A 22,845-nucleotide genomic window follows, 5' to 3' on the forward strand; every position below is an offset into this window, starting at 1 on the left:
ACTTCGTTAGGGTCGTACCAATGTCCCATCTGCTTTGCGGTCCAGAGGATACGGCCGATGGTATTTGTTGATATCCCATGAGTCACTTCGTAATGATTGGGCCTTCACCTCATCCAGTTCAATGCCTAATCCTGATTTGTTGGAAGGATATAAATATCCACCCTCTCTGACGACATGTCCCGGGAATGCCTCCAACTCATGAGGTTTAAAATGATTGACTTCCTGGATACCAAAGTTCCACAGCGCCATATCTAGATGGACAGCAGCTGCCTGATTAACCGGATCATTCTCCCCACCCTCCTGCCAGGCTGTTCGTACTCCGTAGGCTTCGCCCAGTGTAGCGATCTTGCGGCAAGCGCTGATTCCGCCTGCTTTCGATACCCGAACCCTGATAAAATCGATCAATTTCTCCTGAATTAGACCGGTCCACTCTTGGGGGTTAACAAATAATTCTCCTACTGCCTGCGGCGTCGCGCTTTGCTGACGAAGCTGTCGATACCATCCAAGCTGTTCCGGAGCCAGTGCATCTTCCAAAAAGAAAAGATGATAAGGCTCAAGCCGCTTCGACAACTGAATGGCATGAATGGGAGATAAATGCTCATGCACATCATGGGTAAACTGAATTCCATTACCAAATTCCAGGCGCAACTTTTCGAACATATCAGGGATGGCATGCAGATACGCATGTTCATCGAATACAGTACCAGTGCTCCAGGGGTCTCGCGGCAAATTCGCGTCCTTGCCGCTGACAAATCCTCCGCCACCGTAGCCTCCCATCTGCACTCGAATGACCGTGTATCCTTCTTCCATAAAACGAGAAACGTCTTCTTTCAGCTCGCTGATATCAGCACCTCCGGCATGGCCGTAACAGGGAACTGCCGAACGGCAGGCCCCTCCTAACAGTTGATATACCGGCAGATTTGCTTCCTTACCTTTGATATCCCAAAGGGCCATGTCAATTCCACCAATCGCCGTATGAAGGATTGCCCCATTTCTCCAATATCCGCTCATATGCATGAGATGCCACAGATCTTCAATCTGGGATGCATCCCTCCCCATGAGCAATGGTGCCAGCAGTTGTTCGATGACCTGTACCACCGCTTCGGGATTATAAAGATCGGAAGCAGAACCCAATCCGTAAAGACCATCCTGATCCGTCGAAATCTTCACAATGGTCCAGCTTCCGTCATGCCTTGTACGTATGCATTCTATCCTTGTAATTTTAGCCATACGCGCACTCTCCTCATTTGCTCCATTTCGATCTTACTGGAAGATTTAAGGCAAACGGTTGTATAAACGATACAGCAGCACTGCGGTCTCAGCACGTGTCATTGTATCTTCTGGATGGAAGCTGCCATTGCTTCCTTCCATAATGTTTGATCTGGTTAATGAATCAATGGCATCGCGGGAATATGCCTTCATCAAATGAGTATCTTTATAGTCATTCAAACCGGATTCACCTTCTGGATGAGGATGCATCCCGATAACTTGCGTAGCTCGGTAGATCATAACCGCAGCTTCTTCCCGGGTAATTGGAGACGCTGGCGAGAATCGGTCGGCGCCTGCCCCTTGAATGATGCCCAGCGCTCTTGCGGTATTCACGGACTTTTCGTAATATACATACTCAGGTACATCCGCGAAGCGTTCCACTTTGGTTCCCTGATCAGGTTGTAATTCTAAGGCATTGACAAGCAAGGTTACGAAATCCGCTCGGCGGATCATGGAATGAGGCTGATATTCAGCCTTTGATATTCCACGAATAACCCCTTTGGACACTAGAACTTCGATGGCATGACGGGCCCATGATAGCTGCCGTATATCCTGGAATGTTCGATTATCCTGAGTGATTGCATAAACTCCGTTTTGCCGTGTTTTGAAAATCATTTGTTCCGATGTTTTGTTGAATTTCCCATTTGGAATGGAGATCATTTGACCGTCATCCACTATGCGACGTACTGCGAGTTTTTCCAGGTCTAGCAGTTCAGTTCCATTAGGCTGATAAGGTAAACTTACGGTGATTGGCGTAATGGTATTTTGCCATGCAACGGAGTTACCGCTCGATAGCACAGATAATGAAATCGCAGGTCGCTCTCCAAACTCTGATTTCAATTTGGCATTCCAAGGGCTACGGTCAGCCTTGCTTAATACGAAGGTAACGTGCTCTCCAATCGTTCCTTGGGAATTAGTCAGCAAACTGCTCGGAACCAGCAGCACTCCCCCTGCTGTTCGAATCTCCAGCCAATGGGTAGATGGACTTTCTTGCAAAAAGATGGTTGGAAGTGTCAAAGCATACCCTTCAGCACCATTCACGGATTCGATATTCACAATCAGCTTCTTTTTCCCGTCCTGCTCAGGAGTAATGCGGTTCAATACATCCTCTATCATCTGGTTAGTGATCTCGGCTGTTGCTAATGCAGCCGTTTTATCCAGTTTAGGTTGAAGCTGTATTGTAGCACCAGAAGCGGCTGGTGTTGCTTCATTCTTCCCTCCAGTTGTAGAGCCCCCTCCAGCACTTGGCGTCGAACCAGAACTCGAGCCTGGCTGTGGATTGGGTTCACCGGGATTTGGATTGGAACCTGATGTAAGAGCAGCGAGTCTCACGAGTAATGAGGACTTCAATGTGCCGCCTGGTAGCAGAGTGACGAAGTTGGTTGCTGTATCTATAGAGGTAACATCTTTCTTTTGCTCCGCAGTATGAACCCTCGCCTCAGCCGATTGCTCCAACAATGTCACGTAATCACCCGTAAGTAGATATAAGTTTCCGAATAATCGTGCGTCTTTACTTGTACCGATCCCTCCATTGAACTCCATAAAGCCTGATCTTCCTTCACCATCGTTCTCGTTCACAAGGATTGCAATACCGATAGGTTTGTCAGGTTGGAACGAATATCCTTCCTCATGGAGTGCTTCAAAAGGTAGTGTAATTTGATAATGAGTACTATGCGTTGTCTCGTCTCTGGTGATATTTGCTGAAGCGGATTCCAACAAACCTGTAGCAACCCCTTCTGGTGCTCGCCATCTCCATTTCGTGATGACACCATCCTGATTCAGTGCAAAACCAAGCTCATTCACTTGTTTGCTGGCCGCACCATCCTCTTTGCTAAGGTCGATACCGAGTTGTAGACTGTCTCCTTGCCATATATCGCCATTGGTATTGGATTGATCGTGGATATCGTCCTTGACGTCCACCTTGATAACTAAATTTTCCGCTTCCCAACTTGCTTTAGCTTGGATGCTGAGGTCATTCGGACCTCCCCAGCTTCCACCGACGCTGTTGTAATGCTCTGGACTGGAAACCTCAATGAAGGGCAGCGTTCCAACAGCATCTTTTTGCGCCGCAAAGGATTGTGACAGCTTGACCGAAGTCTCATAACGGAATCCGTTCTCAAGCGTTACTCTGAATTTGAGCAAGTCACTTGATATATAAGGAAGCGGCACATCCACACTTTTCCCAATGCCTAATCCCTCAAATCGCACTGGCTTAAACATCGCATGATACACACTCGGTTCAATCAGTTCGATCTGCCCTTTAAGCAAAGCCCCACCTGCAATATTAGTCAAAGTCAGCGTGCTTCCGGGTTCACCTGGTCTGGCTGGATCATACCCAAGCTGGTTCAGTTTGAGCGCTAAAGGAAACAGATTGGTACCCGTCACTTTGCCAGGAGGGGCTCCATTCTCAATCTGAAAACCGCCATTAAACAGGTTGTTGGATATGACCATCTTCTCTACGTTTGGACCTGCAATGACATGATTGGTGCGAGGCTGTTGAAAATAGGAGTTGTAGAGGTTAATATCACCACCGATTGCGTTAATGCCGATTTCACCAACGTTTGTGAAGTTTCCCTGCTGTATGCGGATATCTCCTCCGTGAATATCAAAAGACCTTGTTGTGTCTCCCCACATGGACGTATTAAAGAACACCGCTTTAGAGCCAAAGTCTGGCCCAACCTCAACGTATACCTTGTCTGTTGTACTCATGGAAACAAGCTCTGTGTTGATAAACGAAAGACCTGCTGTTCCCGCATGTTGCAATACGGCTCCCTTTTTACTGCCATCCGTGCCATGACCAATAACGACGGCTTCGGGCCCTCTTCCATTCTGTTCTTCAAAATGAATACCGTACTTTGAACCGTATACGAAAGTATTGAAAATAACCTGATTGGTGACATCTCCAATACGAAAGGCGTCCAGATTCTCCTTTTGATAATTCCATATTTGATTAAATTCTTCGTCATTCGAAGGATGATTCGGATAATTGTTCCGTCCATAATAATGCGGATTGAACTGCACATTCCGCATGTATCCTCCATCTGACTCGCCACCAAGATATATGCCTTCCTTGAGCGGAGATCCCGCTACATAATCGATATAATGACCACTTGTATCATGGGTGCCGAAGTCGACAGCCTGATAGGGATTAACCAAGGTTGTATCGATCAGATAGACGTTTTCCCCTTGACCTTGCACAGTCCAGGCATACGGTTTCACCGGATTAGCATCAGACCATGTTTGTTGATCGTAATAGACGGATAATCCACGTAATCCCGCTGCTTCCTCTAGCTGAATGAAGGCATCGGCATCCGGATCATTTTCGCCATAGTTCGTAAAAATAACGGTTCCGTTTCCGATCGTATGGTGAGGTACATCATAATTGCCCCGCAGTTCTACAGCAGTCGGGACCACCAAAGCCTGCTCAACGCGGTATATGCCAGCTGGCATATAGACCGTTCCTCCACCTGCCGCTTCGGCATCATTCAAAGCCTGTTGAATGGCTTGGGATGAATCCGTATTCCCTGTATTATCAGCCAAGTAGGGCTGGCTCACTACGTTAAACAATTCGCGAGTACCTGGCTTGGGCTTCACTGTAATATCTACTGAAGGAACATTAGGGATCGTTTCTAACACCAAATCTTCTTCCTGATGGATGTTCAGTTCCGCAGAGGTACTCTCATCGTTCACTGCGAGATTGCCTTCGTATCCGGAATGCATGGCATTGATTGTCGCCACATCTCCCTGAAGAAGCAGGTGCCGATCCGGCTTGGCGAAGGTAGAACTGCCCAGTATAAGCGACCCACTTTTGGCAACTATGGCATAATCTCCGCTTCCTTCACCCCAATTCTCGAAAGTACTGCTCTCAAAGGACAACGTTCCACGCCCTTCATTCACAACCGCATGTTTGGGTTCTCCGCCCACCGTTACGCTGTTAAACTGGGCAATGGAGTGAAAGCCTTCCGTAGCATAAATGGCAACAGGATTCGAACCAGCACTCGCTTCAAATTGACTGTCTGTCACCAGCAATCCATAATCATTGACGCCTTCAATCTTCATCGCTACGTTGCAGTCGTCGATCTGAATCTTGTACAGCTGCGCATTAGCTGTTTCAAGGCTTCCTGTTCTTGTCGTAATTCGTAGCCCTGTCTTATAACCCGAGATATGAATGTTGGACATATACTCCCAATCCGAGCGACCCATTACGATGCCTTCGGATTGCTGTATCATATATTCACGCAATAGAGACCGATCAGGTGCTCCTGGCAAACCGGAGTTCGCCCATACATCCGGGGAGAGGTGAAGCTCTTCCAGTCTCCCAATGTCTGTTGTAAAGTCTAGAAAGATACCGGTTTTCAGTGTGGTGCCGTATACATCCTTCACGTAATGAAGTTCGTTCCATTCGGGGCCAATCTTAATCCCCTGGTACGCATTGACCAGTGTCACATTTCTTACTGTGGCACTGTCACCTGGAAGCTGCTCCATCGTCCATGGATAGGCCACCGGGTTATTGATACTCTGTTCGGGATACCAGATAGACAAATGTGTTACTCCACTAGAGGGCTCCATCTTAATGAAGCTGTTCCCGTTAGCTTGACCTTTACCGCTGTATACGGCAAGGATCGTACCTCTGACTAAACCGCCATAATGTTCTGGATTCGCCCAATCGCCGCGAAGCGTAACGCCTGTTGGAATAACCAGCTCTCCGGTTAATTTATAGGTTCCTGATGGTACGAATACAACGCCACCACCTTGACTTCCGGCTATTTCCAGCGCTTCTTTAAATGCTTGAGTATCGTCTGATGCCCCATCTCCTTTAGCTCCATAATCGATGACGCTACGATCTGCAATGACGATATCTGATGTAGGGAATTCCGTATCGTAGACCTTGGTTTGAGTAATCGTCTGTTGCTGAGGTTGCTTACGGACGGTTACTTTCGCTAGATGAAGTTCAGGATTGTTGGCTGGTGTCCCAGCGCCGGTAACTCCAATCCGAAAGTCCGCATCATGGGTGCGGTTACCGAAATTAGCATCGCTCAGCTTGAAGGTATGTGTCTTCCAGGTTCCCGTATTTTCATACCGGAACAACGGAGCATCCTTGAAGTTGATTTGCTTCGAATCGTATTGCAGAGACATCGCTCCACTATTGCTATCGTAATATTCAACAGTCACGAATACGTCCTGATCGGTATTTTCAAACAAATATTCATCCGCAACATTGAAGTAAAAGTACAGGATGTTATCGGCCGGATTTGTTGGATTTACCGTCTGATTGGTTTTCCAATACTCCTTCCCGTCAAACGTCCCCACTTGAAGACCTGCTGGAGGCCCATCGCCAGGACGCGCAGTTATGCCCTGCTGCACAGGAGTTTCCCCCAACGTAATACTTACCGAGTCAGGTGACACATCATATGGATGGACAACCCCCTGTTCAGCAATATCTTCTCCCTCTGCTGCCGCGTGTGTGGTTGCTGGTGTGATGGATAGCCCTGAACATAACATGACAATCGTCAACAGCACTGAAATGGTACACCTGGCACCTAACCATAATCGTTTGTTCACAATCGTACCTCCCATTCACTTGATCATGTAATCAAGCTGCACGAAAACAGGATTGTCGTATGTGGAACATGATGGATCCGTTTTCAATCCGCAGCAGTGGAGAGAACTCCAAGACTGAATTTTTACTTTACACGTGTTGTGGTTTGAATGCCGATCGTCTGAATTTTTGCTGGTCCCACATTCAAAACATAACTTCCCTCATCCGTTACCCTCATGGTTTCACCTTGATCTTCAACAATTGTACTTTCGTACACTTCCTTAGCCTCAAATGAAGGTGTTACCTTCAGTGAAGTTGTCTCCGATGATACATTGAACACCCTGAACAACATGTCATCAATTGCCTCACCCCGTTTAAGCGCGCTAAAAGCGAGATGATCACCCTCCCATTGCAAAAACTCGTGGGTAGCGGGTAACGTACCACCATGTACCCCTGTCTGTTGAACGGTCCAGGGAACCGGGAACTGATACGCCTGCACATATGCATTGGACTCAATAACATCCAAATCATGTGAGATGAGCTCCATTTCCACAATGTGCTGGCCGAGACATTGGGCCTCCGGCGTTGCAAATACCCCCCAATCCCCAAGCTCGCGTACCCCACGCAGTAGTGTCACAGCAATGGTGTTCTGACTAGCCAATACTTCGTACTCATTAAGACCTTTATTCGCAATCGTCAGCCCTTCACGACCATTACTGATACTGACAAATGCATTTTGATGCTGTGTATTGCTAGGATTTCTCCACTCCGCCTTCGGCTGTATCGGGCGTTGCGCCAGTTCGTAAATAGAGTCAACGGTCACATGATTTGCTTCGAGTCCCGTTTGAAACAACATACGAATTCGATGATCCTTAACCGTGTTATCGATATAGCTTTTGATGCCAACCGAACGCCCTGATTTTTCAAGGCTCAGCTCTGTACGAATGGTCACCTCCCTTGTTTCATCAAGCCGCCGGGATTTCCGATAACGAAACGGAACCATGGAACGAATCTCTTCATCCAGCAGTTCATCCGCGGAGACTGGGAGCCTCCAGTTATGCACGATCTCATAAACGGCTTTCAGTGATGTATGATGCACCAGCTTAATCTGGGCAGGCTGCCCCTGTGTAGTTAACGGAGTTTCCTGATCCGGTTGTCTGTACATATACTCATTTCCGATATCCCCCGTATCCTCATAAATGCCAAGCCCTGTATAATTACGACCGTTCACTTTATCCAACATGGTAAACGATCCATCCCCCGCAATCTCGATCCGCACATAATTGTTCTCCATCATTTGCCCTTCTGTAACAAGTTCAGGGGTATTCCGTTGGCTAAGCGGGTTCTCTCCAGAAACACTCTTAGGAACAAGAGCAAAAGTATGATATCCAAAACCTGGGATGTTCTGAACATGAAGCTCTATCTCCACTTGGTATGCCCAGTATGGTTGACGGAATCGATCATCCGGTAAATCATATCCAAATGTCGGTCCAACAGATGTGATAACAGCTTCCACTTGCATGCCTTCCGCGTTCAATATAACCCAATCGTTCGGGTCAAAGGCTTCATATTCGCGCTTAAACTCCTGGTACTTCTCATGCGGAGGCTGATGGTCAAAGTACCGTCGCTCAATATACATTCTAGTTACAATCACATTGGATCGACGATGTCCCGAAGTGTTAAACACGACAAAAGGCAACGCAAAATCTGCGTAAAAGCCTGATGTATCCACGGATTCGGCTATTGTACGAGCACTCTGAACTGATATGGTTTCAGCGACTTCTTGCGATTTGGCAAATCGGGTCATCATTTCCCGATGGACCTCGTCAACACTGCACCCACAGATACTGTCATGAGGATGATTCTTCAGCAATGTCTTCCAGGCATATAACAGCTCATACCGTGGATAAAGCCCTGTAGACAGAGAGGCCATGACTGCCAATGGCTCAGCCACTTTCTCCAGCAAGGTTTGGCTTTTTACATTTTGCTGTTTGATATACACCCTTGCTGAAGCCGTATTTACAAGTGTAATCCAGCCGTCAGTCCATTGGCTTCGAAGTTCACCACGAATGACATCCAAGGATTGTGGTTTTGCTTTTTGAAAAGCCTGAATGTACTCAGGAAAGCTGGAATGACGAAACGTCACATCAGGCATTATTTCGGTGGCAGTTTTTAAAGCTCGTGTTAGATCCTTCTGGAGTGGCTGATGATCACATCCGTTCATGAACAGGAGTTCCGAACTTGAAGCAAACTGTTTCGCTGCACCCAGCTTATCGGCCCAGAAAGCTTTCGCCTTCTCCGGCTCCACCGGAATCTCCATGCCATTGTTGTACCAGTTGGCGAACAGGATCGCCAGTACACGAGTACCATCGGGTGATTCCCAGTACATCTCAGAGTATTTGGAGGTATGTTCATTGCCAGACTGAATTTCGTTATTGAATCCAACTGGCTTCACTCCACGTCCATATACTGCTACCTCAATGCCGGCCTGGCTAATGAGCTGTGGTGCCTGACCCATATTGCCGAAGGAATCCGGGAAATATCCGATTTTCGCATATCCTCCCATTTGTTCAGAGGCTTGAATGCCGATTAACAGATTGCGTGCATTGGCTTCACTGCTGACGAGGAATTCATCTTGAAGGATGTACCATGGACCGACAATCAGCTTGCCTTCTTCAATTAACTTGCGGACTTGGTTCGACCTATGCGGCATGATTTCCAGGTAATCTTCCAGTACAATAAACTGCCCATCCAGATGGAAATTCGTAAATTCCGGGTCATTTTCAAACGTCTCGATTAAATTCTCCATGAGCTGAACGAGCGACATTCGGTGCTTCTCGAAGGATAGATACCACTCCCTGTCCCAGTGAGAATGTGCAACAATATGCGCGGTTTGTGTAGTCATTCATTTCATTCCAATCTTGTATGATTTAGTTGTTGTATATTTACATTTTCACTGAACCTACGGTCATGCCCTTGACATACATCTTCTGCATGAACGGGAAGGCAAGCAGAATTGGAATGACCGTAATCAAAGCCCCTGCCATGAGTTCATTCCATTTCTTAAATGAAGATGAATCCAGATACATGAGTCCCATCGGTAACGTAAACATATCCCGGCTATCCACGATGATCATCGGCCACAAAATATTGTTCCAGCTTCCGATAAAGTTCAGAATTGCAATGGTTCCGATCGCTGGCAACGCTAATGGCAGATAGATTCTGTAGTAGATTTTGAAATTGTTGCATCCATCCAGTACAGCGCTCTCGTATAATTCATGTGAGATTGTACGGAAGTAACTGGTGAACAGGAAAATGGCGAAGGGCGCAGCACCATTAATCATGGGCAGGATCATGCCAATATACGTGTTTTGCAGCCCCAGATTGGTCATGTTGATATATAGCGGAATCAATGTGGTTACACCTGGAACGAGTAGCAATGCAATAAACGTGTAATAGATGATTTTTTTGCCTCGATAAACAAATTTGGCAAACGAAAAGGCCATCATAGTATAGATGAGAATAACGCCTATAATCACGACGGCACTTACGATCACACTGTTGATGAAAAACTGATAGAAATTCAATTTGTTCCATACGTCACCAAATGTGGACCACATCGGTGCCGCTTGTGGAAACGGACTCTGTGGATTGGCTAGTGCATCCTGTGATGTCTTCAGGGACGTGCCGATCATCCAGACAAAAGGATACAGACAGGTCAATCCGTACAAGATTAGAATGATATGCTTAATATATTTGACCATGTGCTCCTCCTTTTAGATGTCTGCCTTGAATGAGCGAATACTGAATATGGCAATGGCACCTGTAATCAGAAATGATACCCACCCGATCGCGCTGGCCAGACCATAATCATTGTTTAGAAAAGCAGTACGGTACACGAGTGTACCAATAACCTCTGAACTGCCAGCCGGTCCGCCGCCCGTCATGATGAACACATTCTCAAAGGCTTGAAAGGCTCCGTTTACCATTTGAATGACAGCAATAAGTGTGATTGGCTTCAGTAATGGCCAAGTAATTTTCAATATCATCGTTGTTTTCTTGGCACCATCCACACTGGCCGCTTCATACAGTGTCGGATCAATGGAAGTCAGACCAGCGTAGTACAAAATCAACGTCCCTGGCAGACCGCCCCAGATTGATGTCAAAATAATACCGAGTAAAGAAGTAGACGAACTTCCCAGCATTCCACCAGGTACAGCAAGGAAATCCAAACCCATCCAAAGGAAGAATGAGTTGAATGCTCCACTAGGTTCAAACAAGCCTTTCCATACATAAAAGATAGCTACGCCAGATGCGATCATCGGCAGAAAATAAATCGTCCGGTACCACGTTGCTGCCTTCGTATTTTGCAGCACAAATGCCAGCACAAGTGAGATTGGAATGACGACCACCACCTGTGAAACCGCAATAATCAGATTGTGCAGAACGGCATTATAGAAATTCCGGGTTACAATCGGATCATCACCGAGCAGGAACTGACGAAAATTCGCCAGCCCTTCAAACCTTGCGGTGGAAAAATCAATCCCGGACCAGTTATAAAAGCTGAGCATGATCGAGAATCCAACCGAATACACACCGATGGCAAGAAACAAAAGCACGCCAGGCAATAAAAAGAGATATGGCATCCACTTATTTCGACTTTTTATCATGAGCAATCACCTTTTACTCCTAATTTGGCAATCAACAGCCTCGCGGGGCCTGTCGATTGCTTTGATTGTGCTAGTTCCCGCTGGCTTTCAGACTTTCCATAGTGTCGTCGAACTTTTTGGCGACTTGTTCAGCAGTCATCTTTTTCTCGATCATGGATTGCATGGACTGGGCATACACTTCCCACTCTTTGTGCTTGCCACGATACGTATTGATTGCTTGTGAAGCTTGACTGTAAGGACCAGGTTCGGTAGCGAACGTATCTGAGATTGATTTCAATCTTGGATCTAAATCATTTGCACGGTCTCCCAGATTCAACGCAGGCACTGTGTACGCCGCATTAGCAAAAGCAACAGCAGCATCTGGATCACCCGTCAGGAATTTAATGAAATCGAGCGCTTCAGCCTTATTCTGCGAATCTTTATTCACCGACAACATCGTTAACGTGAATGGATCAGTTGTCCAGCTGTTAATATTCGATCCTTCAAGTGGAGGGACAGGAAAGGTGAAAATATCGTCAGAACTCATCCCCATAGCCAGTAACGTTGACATTGTGAAGGAACCACCGAGGTCGAAAGCAGCCTTGCCAGCAGCAAAAGCTTGGTCTGCTCCGTCAATATCCGTTGACAAAATTCCTGGCATCAGTAAGTCTTTGTTTGCCAGTGTCTCGATTGCTTTCACTACCGGCAGATTTGAAGGATCGCTTAGTTTGGACTTTCTTTCGAGCAGATCCATATAACCTTGAGGTTCGTTCAGCATGATGGACAGTGCCGATCCCGCCCAGTTTTCCCACAAATCAGGCAGCTTTGCACCAAACACAAGCCCCGGAGTACCGGTTTTCTCTTTGACAGTCTCCATCATGGTGACAAATTCTTCCCATGTTTTGGGCGCTTCGGCTGTCAGCCCTGCTTCTTCGACCAACTTCTTGTTACCATAGAAAGTAAAGAATCCTCCGATATCCAGCGGCAGTCCGTAGAACTGACCAGTTTTCAGTGACTTTTGAATTGTGGTGGCATTTTTGTCTTCTTGCCAAGAGTCAACCTGGCTCTGTGTAACGATGATCGGGTCCATTGCAGCACTGTAATAGCTGTTCAAGAGATCATCGTCGACTTCACCTGACAGTTCGAGCACCGAGTTTTCGATGGAATCGCCTGCCGTCGCCCACCAGTTCACGATATCCGGCAAATTTTTGGAGTTGGCTGCTGCCTGGAATTTTTGGCGATACGTATCATCTGGTGTAAAGGTCTCAAGTTTGACTGTGATCCCTGTTTTCTCTTCATACAATTTCGCGGCTGCTTCGATTCCTGGCGTGTAAGCAACCTTCCACGTCCACATCGTCAGTTCTTTACTGGCTTTGGGTTCCGTCCCCCCGGACTGTGTGTCACCGCAAGCGCTTACAACGAGTGAGAAAACAGTTAACAAAGTAACGATCATGCCTGCTCTTTTTTTCATCCCGCAACCACCCTTATCTTTAATTTTGGTTCGTTTCTGGCTTAATGAATATCCCACAAAAACAAATGGGCGTTAAAACTGCTGCACCCCCTTTTTGAATGATGGAGGACTCGAGAAAAAATCAAGGTGAAAAAAAAATTGTGAAGGCTCGTTGGAAACGCTTTATTCAACGAACTTTTAAAGAAAATATAAACAACATATTTTTACTTGTAAATGTTTATTTTTAGATACAACTTAATAAAGTGTATTGTTAATAAGTTGTTTATTTATAAGGGTTTTATATCAGATTTTTTCGTAACCTTAATCTTCTTGTCTTACTCACTTGTTATTGATTATTTGCACTTGTATATGTTGTATCAATGTAATATATTTAGAACGAACTGATAGTGAATGGAGATAAAATGCCATGATGAGAACCTTTAAGCCGATGTACAAGAAAATCGAGACATTTATCATTGACCAGATTCGAAGCGGTAATTGGAAACCAGGCAGCCGAATTCCTTCCGAAAATGAATTGGCTGAACAATTCAGTGTGAGCCGCATTACGGTGAAAAATGCCCTTACTGCTCTAGTCGATAAGGGAGTGGTCTACCGACTTCAAGGTAAAGGCACCTTTGTTAACAATCACAGCCCCGAGGAGATTCATAACATCACTTCAGCGGTCAAAGAGCAGCTCACAGCTCCAACGATCGGGTTCCTTCTTCCCCGTCTCGACAATCGATTCACAGCGAATCTGCTGAGCGGAATTGAAGACATCCTTTCAGAGAATGGCTATCAATTGTTATTTGCTAAGACGAATGATTCACAAGAGACAGAGATTCTCAAAATCCAGGAAATGAAACAAGCAGGCGTCAGAGGACTAATTATCTATCCCGTTGAGGGCGAGCACTATAACAATGAAATTCTTGCACTTACGCTAAATCGCTTTCCTCTTGTTCTTCTGGACCGAAATCTAAAAGGGGTGGAGACTAACTCCATCAGCTCAGATAACCATGAGGCAGCTATTCAGGCTGTTGAGCATCTCCATAAGCTGGGGCACAGTCGAATTGGCTTTATTTCCACTCTTGCTGAAGGGACTTCAAGTATTGAGGACAGATTGCATGGGTATGAGAAAGCCTTGGAGGATCGTCATATTCTAATTGATCGCAGTATACAGATGACACGTCTGGCTATGAGTGACAGTGATGAAGATGTTATCGTGATGATTCAAGCTTTTTTACAGGCAAATCCGCAGATGACGGCCCTTCTATCCTCCAATTTCAGTCCTCATGTAATACAAGCGGCAATTCAGATGGGAATCTCTGTACCGGAAGATTTATCTGTCGTGTTCTTCGATGATGTGGAATTTCCTGAGTTCTGTACCATTCCTCCTACGGCTGTTGTTCAGCAAGAACTTGAACTCGGGCGTGAAGCTGGTAGAGTCATCCTAAAACAAGTGGAAGATCCCGCCAGTGAGTATCTTCAGATAAAGTTACCAACGATGCTAATTCCCAGACAGTCAACAGCAAAGGTGAAATTATAGCGACCGTACTTCGCAAATAACAGAATGTCCCTACAGAAAACGTTTATAGTGGTAGTAAATATACCATTCCCATGCCTCAACTTGTTTTTCACGTAACTATGAAGAAGGACCCTTTCCGCTTGAGAAGGGTCCTTCTTCATAGTTACGTTGAACCATTTCTATTGTGAATTACTGAGATAACTGTCTTCAGATGAATATTCGTTCGTATGTTAGACTTTTTTTCGGCAAAGTTCATTTTCCCCTCTAATTCATTCATTGATCCATATCTCATTAGCTGTCAAATGACTTTGATGTTGTCCTCCAGTTTTACTCCATTCCCCTGTGTTTTTTTCATCCTTTGATCTAAAAGCACATCATCATGTGTCCCCTTTCTTTAATAATTTTAGGTTCTTATGGAGCCTCATTCAACTAACCTGCCCGTTAGTTTAACAAAAGCAGCCGATCTCATGGATCAGCTGCTTCTTAATTGTATTGAACTAATGTTCCCAGTTAGTTCATATCGTACGAGATCACGAAATAAAGAAATGGTGCACGAAGTAATCGATTTTCAGTCCTAATCGATATCCCTCGATATTGCTAGAGATGTCGATATCCGTCTTGATATTAGTGCTGCATTAGCCCGTTTGAATGAATTAGATCAGCAAATCATATCATGCGTTTTTTCGTCGATTGCACTTTATTGGAAATATCCAAAATCATCGGGATGACTGAGAGCGCAGTCAAGAACAGACTCTATCGTGCCTTAAACAAACTAAAAAAGAATTAAAAGAATGGGGTGACATTACAATCATGTCTATTAAAAAATTGATATCAATTGTGGATAAAAGCGAGGCTCCCTCCAAGAATGCTAGTATGAACAAGGTGTACCATGACTTATTTGAAGAGTTGAAAAGCAATGAAGAGCGAATTATTACAACCTATCGTCATCAACATTCTCAGAAAATCGCTATTGAGATCTATCCAGATCTGCCCACTTTTCATCAAGCAATAAACGAGCTGGATGCGCCCAATTGGTTTATGGGAACCTATGAAGACAATAAAATTAAAATCGTATCCCCACTCAACCCAGGCCCTGAACATACGTATCAATCGGTACTACGGCACGCTATAAGCTTGTTTACGGTGTGGTTAGTGAATGATATTAATCCGTTGGCACCGAAATGGCTAACACACGGTCTCGGCGGGCATGAAGCCAAACAAATGTCACAAGAATATATCCTGCCCGTTAGTTTAATGAATTAACGGATATAAAATCCCGCACTTAGATATTCATCTAATCGGCAATCGGTACAAGTTCTTGCCCCTCGACATGTATCGTAGAAGCTTCGTTCTTACTTTATTACATAAAAAAAGTAAATTATGAACTGCAAGTCCAGTTAGATGCAGATAACTTTTGCAACCTATAGATGGAGCATAGACTATAAATATGAAAGCAGCAACTTGATTCTCAAGTTAAAGTTTCTTCTATATCTATCTACTGAATACGAGTTTCATGCCATCATGACTATCAACAAATCCAAGTCGTTCATAGAACCTATGGGCATCTTTTCGTTTTTTATCTGTTGTCAGCTGTATCATCTCGCAACCCATTGATTTTGCCTCACTAATTGCATAACGAAATAGCGACTCGCCAATACCTCTACCTCGATAACCCTTGCCAACACGAACACCCTCTATTTGACCCCTTGTTGTACCTAATCTTGAAATCCCCGGAATAATAGTGAGCTGAAGGCATCCAACAACTTCGTCTTTATCCATAGCAACGATGATGGAATTACCAATCTGTTGTTCAATCTTGGCGAATGCCTCAATGTATTCTTTTGGCAGTGGTATTTCATAACGTTCTCGGGTGACACCGAATTCATCGTCCGCTAATAATCGAACAATTGCAGGAAGATGGTCCACAGTTGCTGTTATAAATTCCATAATTACCTCCCATATTATATTGAATTCCTCCGTAAGTTACCATAACAGAATAGGCTCAAAAATCTTGCTTCAAATACCAATTAACTGCATTTTTATACAGCACTTTTTCACTTTGTTCCTCATCTAGAGTATTATAAATAAGTTCAATGTCAGAATTATGATAAGGTCGCCTTGCTCTCGTTGAAGGCAAATCTGTACCAAACATTAAAGCATCTGGATTGACTGCATAAATGGAACGAATAGCCTGCGCTACATCGAGTTCAACCCTGCCAAAGCCCGTTGCTTTAACTCTAATTCCTTTATCAACTAAGGAAAGAAGATGCTTAAATCCCTCTTTTGATAAACCCAAATGATCTACTGAAACAGCCGGAAGACTGCTCAATGTTGATGCAATTTGAGGTAAAAAAGTGGAGTCAATATATAATTCTGCATGCCAGCCTACTAACTCATGGACTCGTCTTGCAAAGTACTCCAAATGAGAAAGATCTTCTGAACCTCCTCGTTTGACATTAAAACGGATGGCTCTTACACCACAGCTGTTAAGTTTTAAAATTTCATCATCCGATGTATCATGTGGTAATTGAGTCACCCCAACATAGTTTTGGCCGAGTTTTTGTAATGAATCAATCAAATAAGTTTGATTGAATCCTTGAAAGGAACCTGATACAACTGCGCCACCTTTAATATTAAAACCCTTAATCTTCTCCAAGTAGTCTTCACAAGTAAAAGGATTAGGTAAAAATCCTTGGTTTTTTATTAATGGGAATTTCGGATCAATGATGTGTAGATGAGTATCAAATATTGTTTGCATAAAATTCTCCCTTTCTAATAATTAAACACTTCACTGTTTCATCAGATGAAACTCAGTTCCGTTTATGTAATTGATTGTACATTACAATTGTTTAAATGAAAAGCAGCCGATCATCTTAGTTCAGCTGCTTTCTTAAATTTATTGAGCTATCTTTACCCTTTAGATTAACAACTAACAATAGCGTTTCTTATGCTTACGAAAGCTCATCAAGTTCCAATGTATACGTTTTAACTTACTGTGTCTTATAATCCGCTGGCTTAAAAAGTACATAATTTTATGAACAATTACTGAATATTTCGAATCTAACTTTTCATCGAATTATAGTATGCACTACAATGTGTAGTACATCATTATCTAAAATTTTATATATCGGGAGGCTTATAATAATGCTACTTACATTATTAAGCATATTAATGGTTTTGGGTTTATCTGGAATCATCGTTCTGAATACCTATAGACGAAAAGAGAGAATTACAGGTATGTCTGGAATGATGATTGCTATGAGCATTGGAATGATGTCTAGTATTGCTCTTGGATTTCAACTTGGTATTGTTTTTGATCATGATCTGGCCATCCCTTCAATTATTGCTATTTTATTCGGTTTGGGCGTTGGTTACCTTACAGGCAAGCCCATAAGTGTACTTGCCTCGTTGGATGGCATGTTAGCTGGGATCATGGGTGGAATGATGGGTGCCATGCTCGGATCTATGCTTGGCTTTACTTATATCATGGTATTGTTTATTGATATCGTATTTATCTTTATATTTTTTGTTGTTCTTCAGTTGACAAGTTCAGAGTCAGTGGAAAGAAAAAAAACAAATAAAAGCGGGATCAGCATACCCTTCATCGCAGGTATAGTAACTGTCGCTTTTGGTGCTGTTTCAGTAGGCTTGTTGCTATTTAATCAGTACCAAGATAATCGAACCACCGTTGTTTCTTCTCAAAATCAGGAGCAGAGTACTGTTCAAGAAAATAATGGCTATCAAGTCATTTCAGTCGATGTAAAATCCAATGGATTTAGCCAAAATAATATTGTGGTCAAATCCGGTATTCCAACAAAAATAAATTTCTTAAAACAAACAGGATACACTTGTATAAAGAGTATCGAATTTTCTGATTTAGATATTGATGTTTATCTTGAAAAGGGAGATAACTTCATTACTCTGGATGATTTAAAACCTGGAACATATCATTTCAATTGTGGGATGTACATGTACTATGGAACCATCACAGTTGTGTAACTGCATTTGAGATTATGCTGCAAGGTCTTAGCGGCGGGTTCTAACGAAAAATCGTCGCTCCTTGCTAAAACATAAATTGGCATTTTTTTTGTACAAGAATTAAGCAATGTATATTCTCGTTTTCTAATGACCAAAGGCAGGTCCGTTCAACTAACCTGCCCGTTAGTTTAATGAATTGAAGGGCAAGATGACGATTTCATGGTAATTAATAATCTTTAAGTGCGTGTGACCAATGATTAGACGTACATCTAATCGGTAATCGGACTATGTTCTTGTCCATTCCGGCATACCGATAAAACAAAAAAAGTTGCTAAAATTGCGACTTCAATGGGATCATGTTCTTGTCCCTCGACACCACTTCAGCCATGCCCCGAATCCTGCAGCCATACCGTCTCCCGCCTTCGTTGCCAAATCCGTGAGATCGATTACATATTTCTGGTCATAACCTTCCGAATAAAAGGTAATTACCGAATCTGTCGTTAGCGCAGCACCGCAATCGTATCCAGCGTAATACTGCCCGCGAGCACCCTTACCATGGTTATGATCCAATGGTTGCCCCCGATTTCGCTGTGTCCAGCCGCGCTGAATAACTTGCTGCCCACTTGTACGCCAAAATACTGTCCGAATGATTCATTGAGCTGCGTGTAACGTGCTGTCTGTTCTTCCAGTTGTTGCTGACCATACATTTGGGCAAGCAACGGTTGACCTAAAGTGGATATGGATATGCAGCATTTATTTTTCTACCTGAATGATGAACGATAGCGGGATTACTTCATGCCCGTTTCTTTTCCATTATCTCAGCTTCGTTTTCCGAAAAGGTAGGGTAGGATTGAAAGTTTGTAAGCGTTTTTTAAAGTTGATGTCTTCACAATCATACGGGCTTAACGTCACTCCAATGTAAATTGATTAACTCAGAAAAGGTGCAATGCTCTCCTCCAACGAAGTTATTGGTTTGCCCATCAATTGCTCAAGGTCCTTAGACGTAGATCCGGTATCAATACTGCTTAAAAAAGGATAGATCCAATGCTGTACCGACACATCCTCGATGTGCATGACAGGTTTTTCCGCCAATGCTGTGAGCACCTCAGCCAGATCAGCAAAGTTCCAAGTCTTTGGCGCGGCCAACTCATATATCCTTTGCTCATGCCCTTTCTCTGCAAGCACGTTCGCAATGGCCCGTGCAAGATCACTGCGTGTAACCGCATTAAACCGCCAATCTCCGGCTGAAGTTGTTAGCACGCCACTTTGTATCGCCTCCTGTAGCCCAAGGACATTCACAAAATCAATATACAGCCCATTGCGCAAAATCGTATACTTCATCACCGAATCAAATATGACCTGCTCGGTAAGTCTATGCACGCTACTCGAACCTTTAAGACTCGTCTGTGGGAAAGCAAAACTGGTATAAAGGATATGTTCAACTCCAGCATTCTTCGCCGCATTCATTACACTTGTATGTTGAGTTAGCCGGACTGTATCATCGGTATGTGAGCTGGAAATCAGCAGCAATTTATTCACACCGGCAAAGGCTTTCTGCAGCGTTTCCGCCCTATCATAGTCAATACAGCGAACCTCCCCACCCTGATCCTTTAAAGCTTTTAAGGTTGCGGACATCCCCCCATTACGGACACCTGCGATAATTTCTGTAGCGGGGACCCGGACTAGAAGATTTGCAATAATCAGATTGCCTAATTGACCTGTGCCTCCTGTAATCATGATCGTCATCCTGCTATTCCCTCCTGTAAATGAATTGCATCAAGTAGTTAAGTTATTAACTAAATGAACAGAGTGTTTCACTGGACTAAAACACATTCCTTAAGGATCAAGATCTGTTCAGCTTCTGTAACAGAACAATCAACTTATGCTGCTCCTGTTCATCCAACTTGCCCATTTGTAAAGCCACAGCTTCACGGTTACCCGGCAGATGCTCCCTCAATAATGTCCGTCCTGCATCGGTAATGGAAATCACCGTCTTGCGACCATCTCGGGCGTGTTCAGCCCTCGCAATGTATCCATCACGCTCCAGCGGAGTCAGCAGCAAGCTAATGTTGGCCTTGGTGACACCGATTTTTTCGGCAAGCACTGAAGGCAGCATCATTTCCCCAGCTTTTGCAATCTCTACAAGTATGCGAATTCTTGCTCCATTCAGCCCTTGGGATTGCCAGTATTTCTCCGACACGGCCACCAGATTGGCAGTCGCCTCAACCATCGTAAAAAAAGCTTCGTTGGGCAGTGGCAGACTAAGCAAATATTCTTGCAGCGTATCTTGTTTAGGATCAATTGGCAGTAAGTTCTCTTCTTGCAGATTATCCATGTGTTCTGTCATCTCCATTTAGTTAATAGCTTAACTATATGGGCAAAGATAACTTACCCCACAGAAAATGTCAAATCATTATTTCTTTTCTATGAAAATCAAAACGCTCGCATGCTGGACTTCGTCGATTAAAGGTAGCCGTTTCTTTAAAATGACCCATAGATGCACGGCCTTTCGCTTTTTAAACATATTCATAATCAGTTCATCCAGCTTCTTCGGTAAGGCATGGAATCCTGGCTTCATCCAGATCTGCCTGTAAACGATCTACCTCAAACAGAAGCTCAAAAATATAGAATTCGAACTGAGTAATGTCTTCAATAATTTGACTCTTGTTGCCGAACATAATCGCTTTGGCCACTGTATCCGTCATGTAGATATAACCAGGAGTCGTATCCACCCCAAGAACAAAGTCTTCTGTGTATAGATGATATCCGCATCAATGCGCATCAGCCCTTCAGACAAAATAGATTGAGTACGTTTGCTGGTAGTTCCGTGGTAGAGGGTAATCTTTTGATTTATTACGTTATCCATCAGGCTAAAACCTCTTAAATTCAGTCATTGCATGACTATAATAGAGTACGATTTGAACGGAGCTGGGATGAGGAAATCCATGATTAATACACTGCTCAGTAAAATCAGAAAGCTCCTTTGTTGAAAATGGATTGATCAAAGTAGAACTATCCAGATTTATGGCCATTATGTATTCGGATCCGGTAGACTTCTTCACAAGCATTACTAGATGATGGGATTCATCGCCATGGTTTATTGAAACTTCCAGTGTTTTAATTATTTGATCATCGGCATCAACAATTCATACAAACGGCCAGAAGCTCGCTGGTACTTTTGTAGCATCGTAGTTTTTCCTCATATTAAGCTTTTGTGTACTAGATGCATCAAATGTATCTGGAGTAGATGCACCACTTCCCAACAATAAGGCAACGCTTGTCACAACAGCAATTCCTAAAAATCCTCCTGCAGTTAAAGTTGCTCCTTTTTGTTCATTAACCCCCCTCCTAATTCTTTGTGTCTTTAGGACTGCAACCCTAAAAAAACAGGAATTAAGGTATCTTAAATAAAAATGAATTAAAAGGAATGATTTTATACGAAGATTAAAACCATCTTAATGTATGTATTTTTAACCTTGTTAACCGCAATAATTAGCAGGACAAGGAAATAATTACTAACGTCAAAGGTAAAAATCCATGAGGTAATAAGTTTCAAACCATGTAATAAAGTAACTAAGTTATTTGGGACTCCGGAAATGAGCAGACGGAAAATTGTTAGCAGTCCCCGTCATCATTGTTCAAAATTAAATTAGTGTGGGAATCCAACTAGGAAAGCTAAATAAAACCCTTTTCAACGAAACTAAACTGCCCGTTAGCTTAATCAAAAGCAGCAGATCTCAATGATCGGCTGCTTTCTTGGATTTATTGAGCTATCGTTTCCCGTTAGCTCAAATCTTTGGCGGACCAAGGGAGGAAAGGATGAAGTCAGCCTGCCGAGTCAGTCACTTTGACAGAGTTCATCCATAATTGTTGTTTAATCTCTTTATAATAATGTCTACAATTTCAGTTGTTTTTAAGTGATCCGTTAATAAATGCTCTTGATAAATTTCGCTCCTAAAAGCTTCGACAGAAGTAGAAATCCGTTGGAATGACCATCCCCCTACCTTGTCACCGCGCTTGACTAATCTGTTATAAATGGTGTCCTCTGAAGCTATCAAACAAAAATGATACAGTTCTTTATCCAATTCTTTAAATCCATTGTAAATGTAATTGAAGTTCTCCTCTTTATACAGGGTCATAGGCACAATGAAGTGTTTTTGATACTTCTTCTTTACCTCCCCCGCCACATTTACAGTCAAGGTTTTCCAAAGCTCCATGTCCTGGAAATCATCCGTTTGTTCGTGGGTATGCCTCACTTCTTTAGGTGCAATTTTCCAAGTCATAAGTCCAATATCTTCAGGATCAAATATCATACTATTGGCAATTAAGGGTTGAAGCATTTGAGCTGTGGAGGTCTTACCAGAACCAAAAGCCCCATTAATCATGATAATCACGTGATCACTCCTCTGGTAATATAGCCTTCCTAGAACATTGTACT

The 22,845-nt window shown here is 43.6% G+C and carries 18 protein-coding genes; 4 read left to right on the forward strand and 14 right to left on the reverse strand.

Annotation, left to right across the window (positions count from 1 at the left end; translation table 11 throughout):
- Nucleotides 1-6: 6 nt before the first annotated feature.
- The 6 genes from MHB82_RS15460 to MHB82_RS15485 form a co-directional block, all read right to left on the reverse strand.
- A complete protein-coding gene (locus MHB82_RS15460; protein ID WP_341175183.1) occupies nt 7-1,230 on the reverse strand; it encodes an enolase C-terminal domain-like protein in 1,224 nt (407 codons plus the stop codon).
- A gap of 45 nt (nt 1,231-1,275) precedes the next feature.
- A complete protein-coding gene (locus MHB82_RS15465) occupies nt 1,276-6,831 on the reverse strand; it encodes a glycosyl hydrolase family 28-related protein (RefSeq protein ID WP_341175184.1) in 5,556 nt (1,851 codons plus the stop codon).
- Nucleotides 6,832-6,953: 122 nt separating this feature from the next.
- A complete protein-coding gene (locus tag MHB82_RS15470; protein ID WP_341175185.1) occupies nt 6,954-9,713 on the reverse strand; it encodes an alpha-mannosidase in 2,760 nt (919 codons plus the stop codon).
- A 40-nt stretch (nt 9,714-9,753) separates the two neighbouring features.
- Nucleotides 9,754-10,572, reverse strand: coding sequence for a carbohydrate ABC transporter permease (locus MHB82_RS15475; protein WP_341175186.1), 819 nt, complete (start codon nt 10,570-10,572; stop codon nt 9,754-9,756).
- A 12-nt stretch (nt 10,573-10,584) separates the two neighbouring features.
- Nucleotides 10,585-11,478: a carbohydrate ABC transporter permease gene (locus MHB82_RS15480; protein WP_341175187.1), complete on the reverse strand. Its 894-nt coding sequence runs from the start codon at nt 11,476-11,478 to the stop codon at nt 10,585-10,587.
- Between the two features lie 70 nt (nt 11,479-11,548).
- Nucleotides 11,549-12,928, reverse strand: a complete 1,380-nt coding sequence (locus MHB82_RS15485) for an ABC transporter substrate-binding protein (RefSeq protein WP_341175188.1) — start codon at nt 12,926-12,928, stop codon at nt 11,549-11,551.
- Between the two features lie 406 nt (nt 12,929-13,334).
- Between MHB82_RS15485 and MHB82_RS15490 the strand changes: the two genes are divergently transcribed.
- The 3 genes from MHB82_RS15490 (at nt 13,335) to MHB82_RS15500 (ending at nt 15,692) form a co-directional block, all read left to right on the forward strand.
- Nucleotides 13,335-14,450, forward strand: a complete 1,116-nt coding sequence (locus MHB82_RS15490; protein WP_341175189.1) for a GntR family transcriptional regulator — start codon at nt 13,335-13,337, stop codon at nt 14,448-14,450.
- 652 nt (nt 14,451-15,102) lie between these two features.
- Nucleotides 15,103-15,216 carry an RNA polymerase sigma factor gene (locus tag MHB82_RS15495; RefSeq protein ID WP_341175190.1) on the forward strand — a complete coding sequence of 38 codons (114 nt, stop codon included), beginning with the start codon at nt 15,103-15,105 and terminating at the stop codon, nt 15,214-15,216.
- A gap of 23 nt (nt 15,217-15,239) precedes the next feature.
- Nucleotides 15,240-15,692 carry a hypothetical protein gene (locus tag MHB82_RS15500; RefSeq protein ID WP_341175191.1) on the forward strand — a complete coding sequence of 151 codons (453 nt, stop codon included), beginning with the start codon at nt 15,240-15,242 and terminating at the stop codon, nt 15,690-15,692.
- A 228-nt stretch (nt 15,693-15,920) separates the two neighbouring features.
- Here MHB82_RS15500 and MHB82_RS15505 read toward each other — a convergent pair whose 3' ends face one another.
- The gene (locus tag MHB82_RS15505) at nt 15,921-16,376 is read right to left on the reverse strand and encodes a GNAT family N-acetyltransferase (protein ID WP_341175192.1); all 456 of its coding nucleotides are present in this window, start codon (nt 16,374-16,376) and stop codon (nt 15,921-15,923) included.
- Between the two features lie 55 nt (nt 16,377-16,431).
- Complete coding sequence (locus MHB82_RS15510; protein WP_341175193.1) at nt 16,432-17,187, reverse strand: amidohydrolase family protein; 756 nt, start codon at nt 17,185-17,187, stop codon at nt 16,432-16,434.
- 386 nt (nt 17,188-17,573) lie between these two features.
- On the opposite strand from MHB82_RS15510, the gene MHB82_RS15515 reads away from it, so the two are divergent.
- Nucleotides 17,574-18,428, forward strand: coding sequence for a cupredoxin domain-containing protein (locus MHB82_RS15515; RefSeq protein ID WP_341175194.1), 855 nt, complete (start codon nt 17,574-17,576; stop codon nt 18,426-18,428).
- Between the two features lie 333 nt (nt 18,429-18,761).
- Here MHB82_RS15515 and MHB82_RS15520 read toward each other — a convergent pair whose 3' ends face one another.
- The 6 genes from MHB82_RS15520 to MHB82_RS15545 form a co-directional block, all read right to left on the reverse strand.
- Nucleotides 18,762-18,977: a hypothetical protein gene (locus MHB82_RS15520; protein ID WP_341175195.1), complete on the reverse strand. Its 216-nt coding sequence runs from the start codon at nt 18,975-18,977 to the stop codon at nt 18,762-18,764.
- Nucleotides 18,908-19,114, reverse strand: a complete 207-nt coding sequence (locus tag MHB82_RS15525; RefSeq protein WP_341175196.1) for a galactokinase family protein — start codon at nt 19,112-19,114, stop codon at nt 18,908-18,910. The genes MHB82_RS15520 and MHB82_RS15525 overlap by 70 nt, the downstream gene beginning before the upstream one ends.
- Before the next feature lie 220 nt (nt 19,115-19,334).
- Nucleotides 19,335-20,153 carry an NAD(P)H-binding protein gene (locus tag MHB82_RS15530; protein WP_341175197.1) on the reverse strand — a complete coding sequence of 273 codons (819 nt, stop codon included), beginning with the start codon at nt 20,151-20,153 and terminating at the stop codon, nt 19,335-19,337.
- A gap of 97 nt (nt 20,154-20,250) precedes the next feature.
- A complete protein-coding gene (locus MHB82_RS15535) occupies nt 20,251-20,742 on the reverse strand; it encodes a MarR family winged helix-turn-helix transcriptional regulator (protein WP_341175198.1) in 492 nt (163 codons plus the stop codon).
- Between the two features lie 202 nt (nt 20,743-20,944).
- On the reverse strand, nt 20,945-21,139 hold the full coding sequence (locus MHB82_RS15540; RefSeq protein WP_341175199.1) for a hypothetical protein: 195 nt from the start codon (nt 21,137-21,139) through the stop codon (nt 20,945-20,947).
- Between the two features lie 1,125 nt (nt 21,140-22,264).
- On the reverse strand, nt 22,265-22,792 hold the full coding sequence (locus MHB82_RS15545; RefSeq protein WP_341176640.1) for a tunicamycin resistance protein: 528 nt from the start codon (nt 22,790-22,792) through the stop codon (nt 22,265-22,267).
- Between the last annotated feature and the right edge of the window lie 53 nt (nt 22,793-22,845).

It is taken from the genome of Paenibacillus sp. FSL K6-2862 (assembly GCF_038005125.1).
Taxonomy (GTDB): domain Bacteria; phylum Bacillota; class Bacilli; order Paenibacillales; family Paenibacillaceae; genus Paenibacillus; species Paenibacillus illinoisensis_A.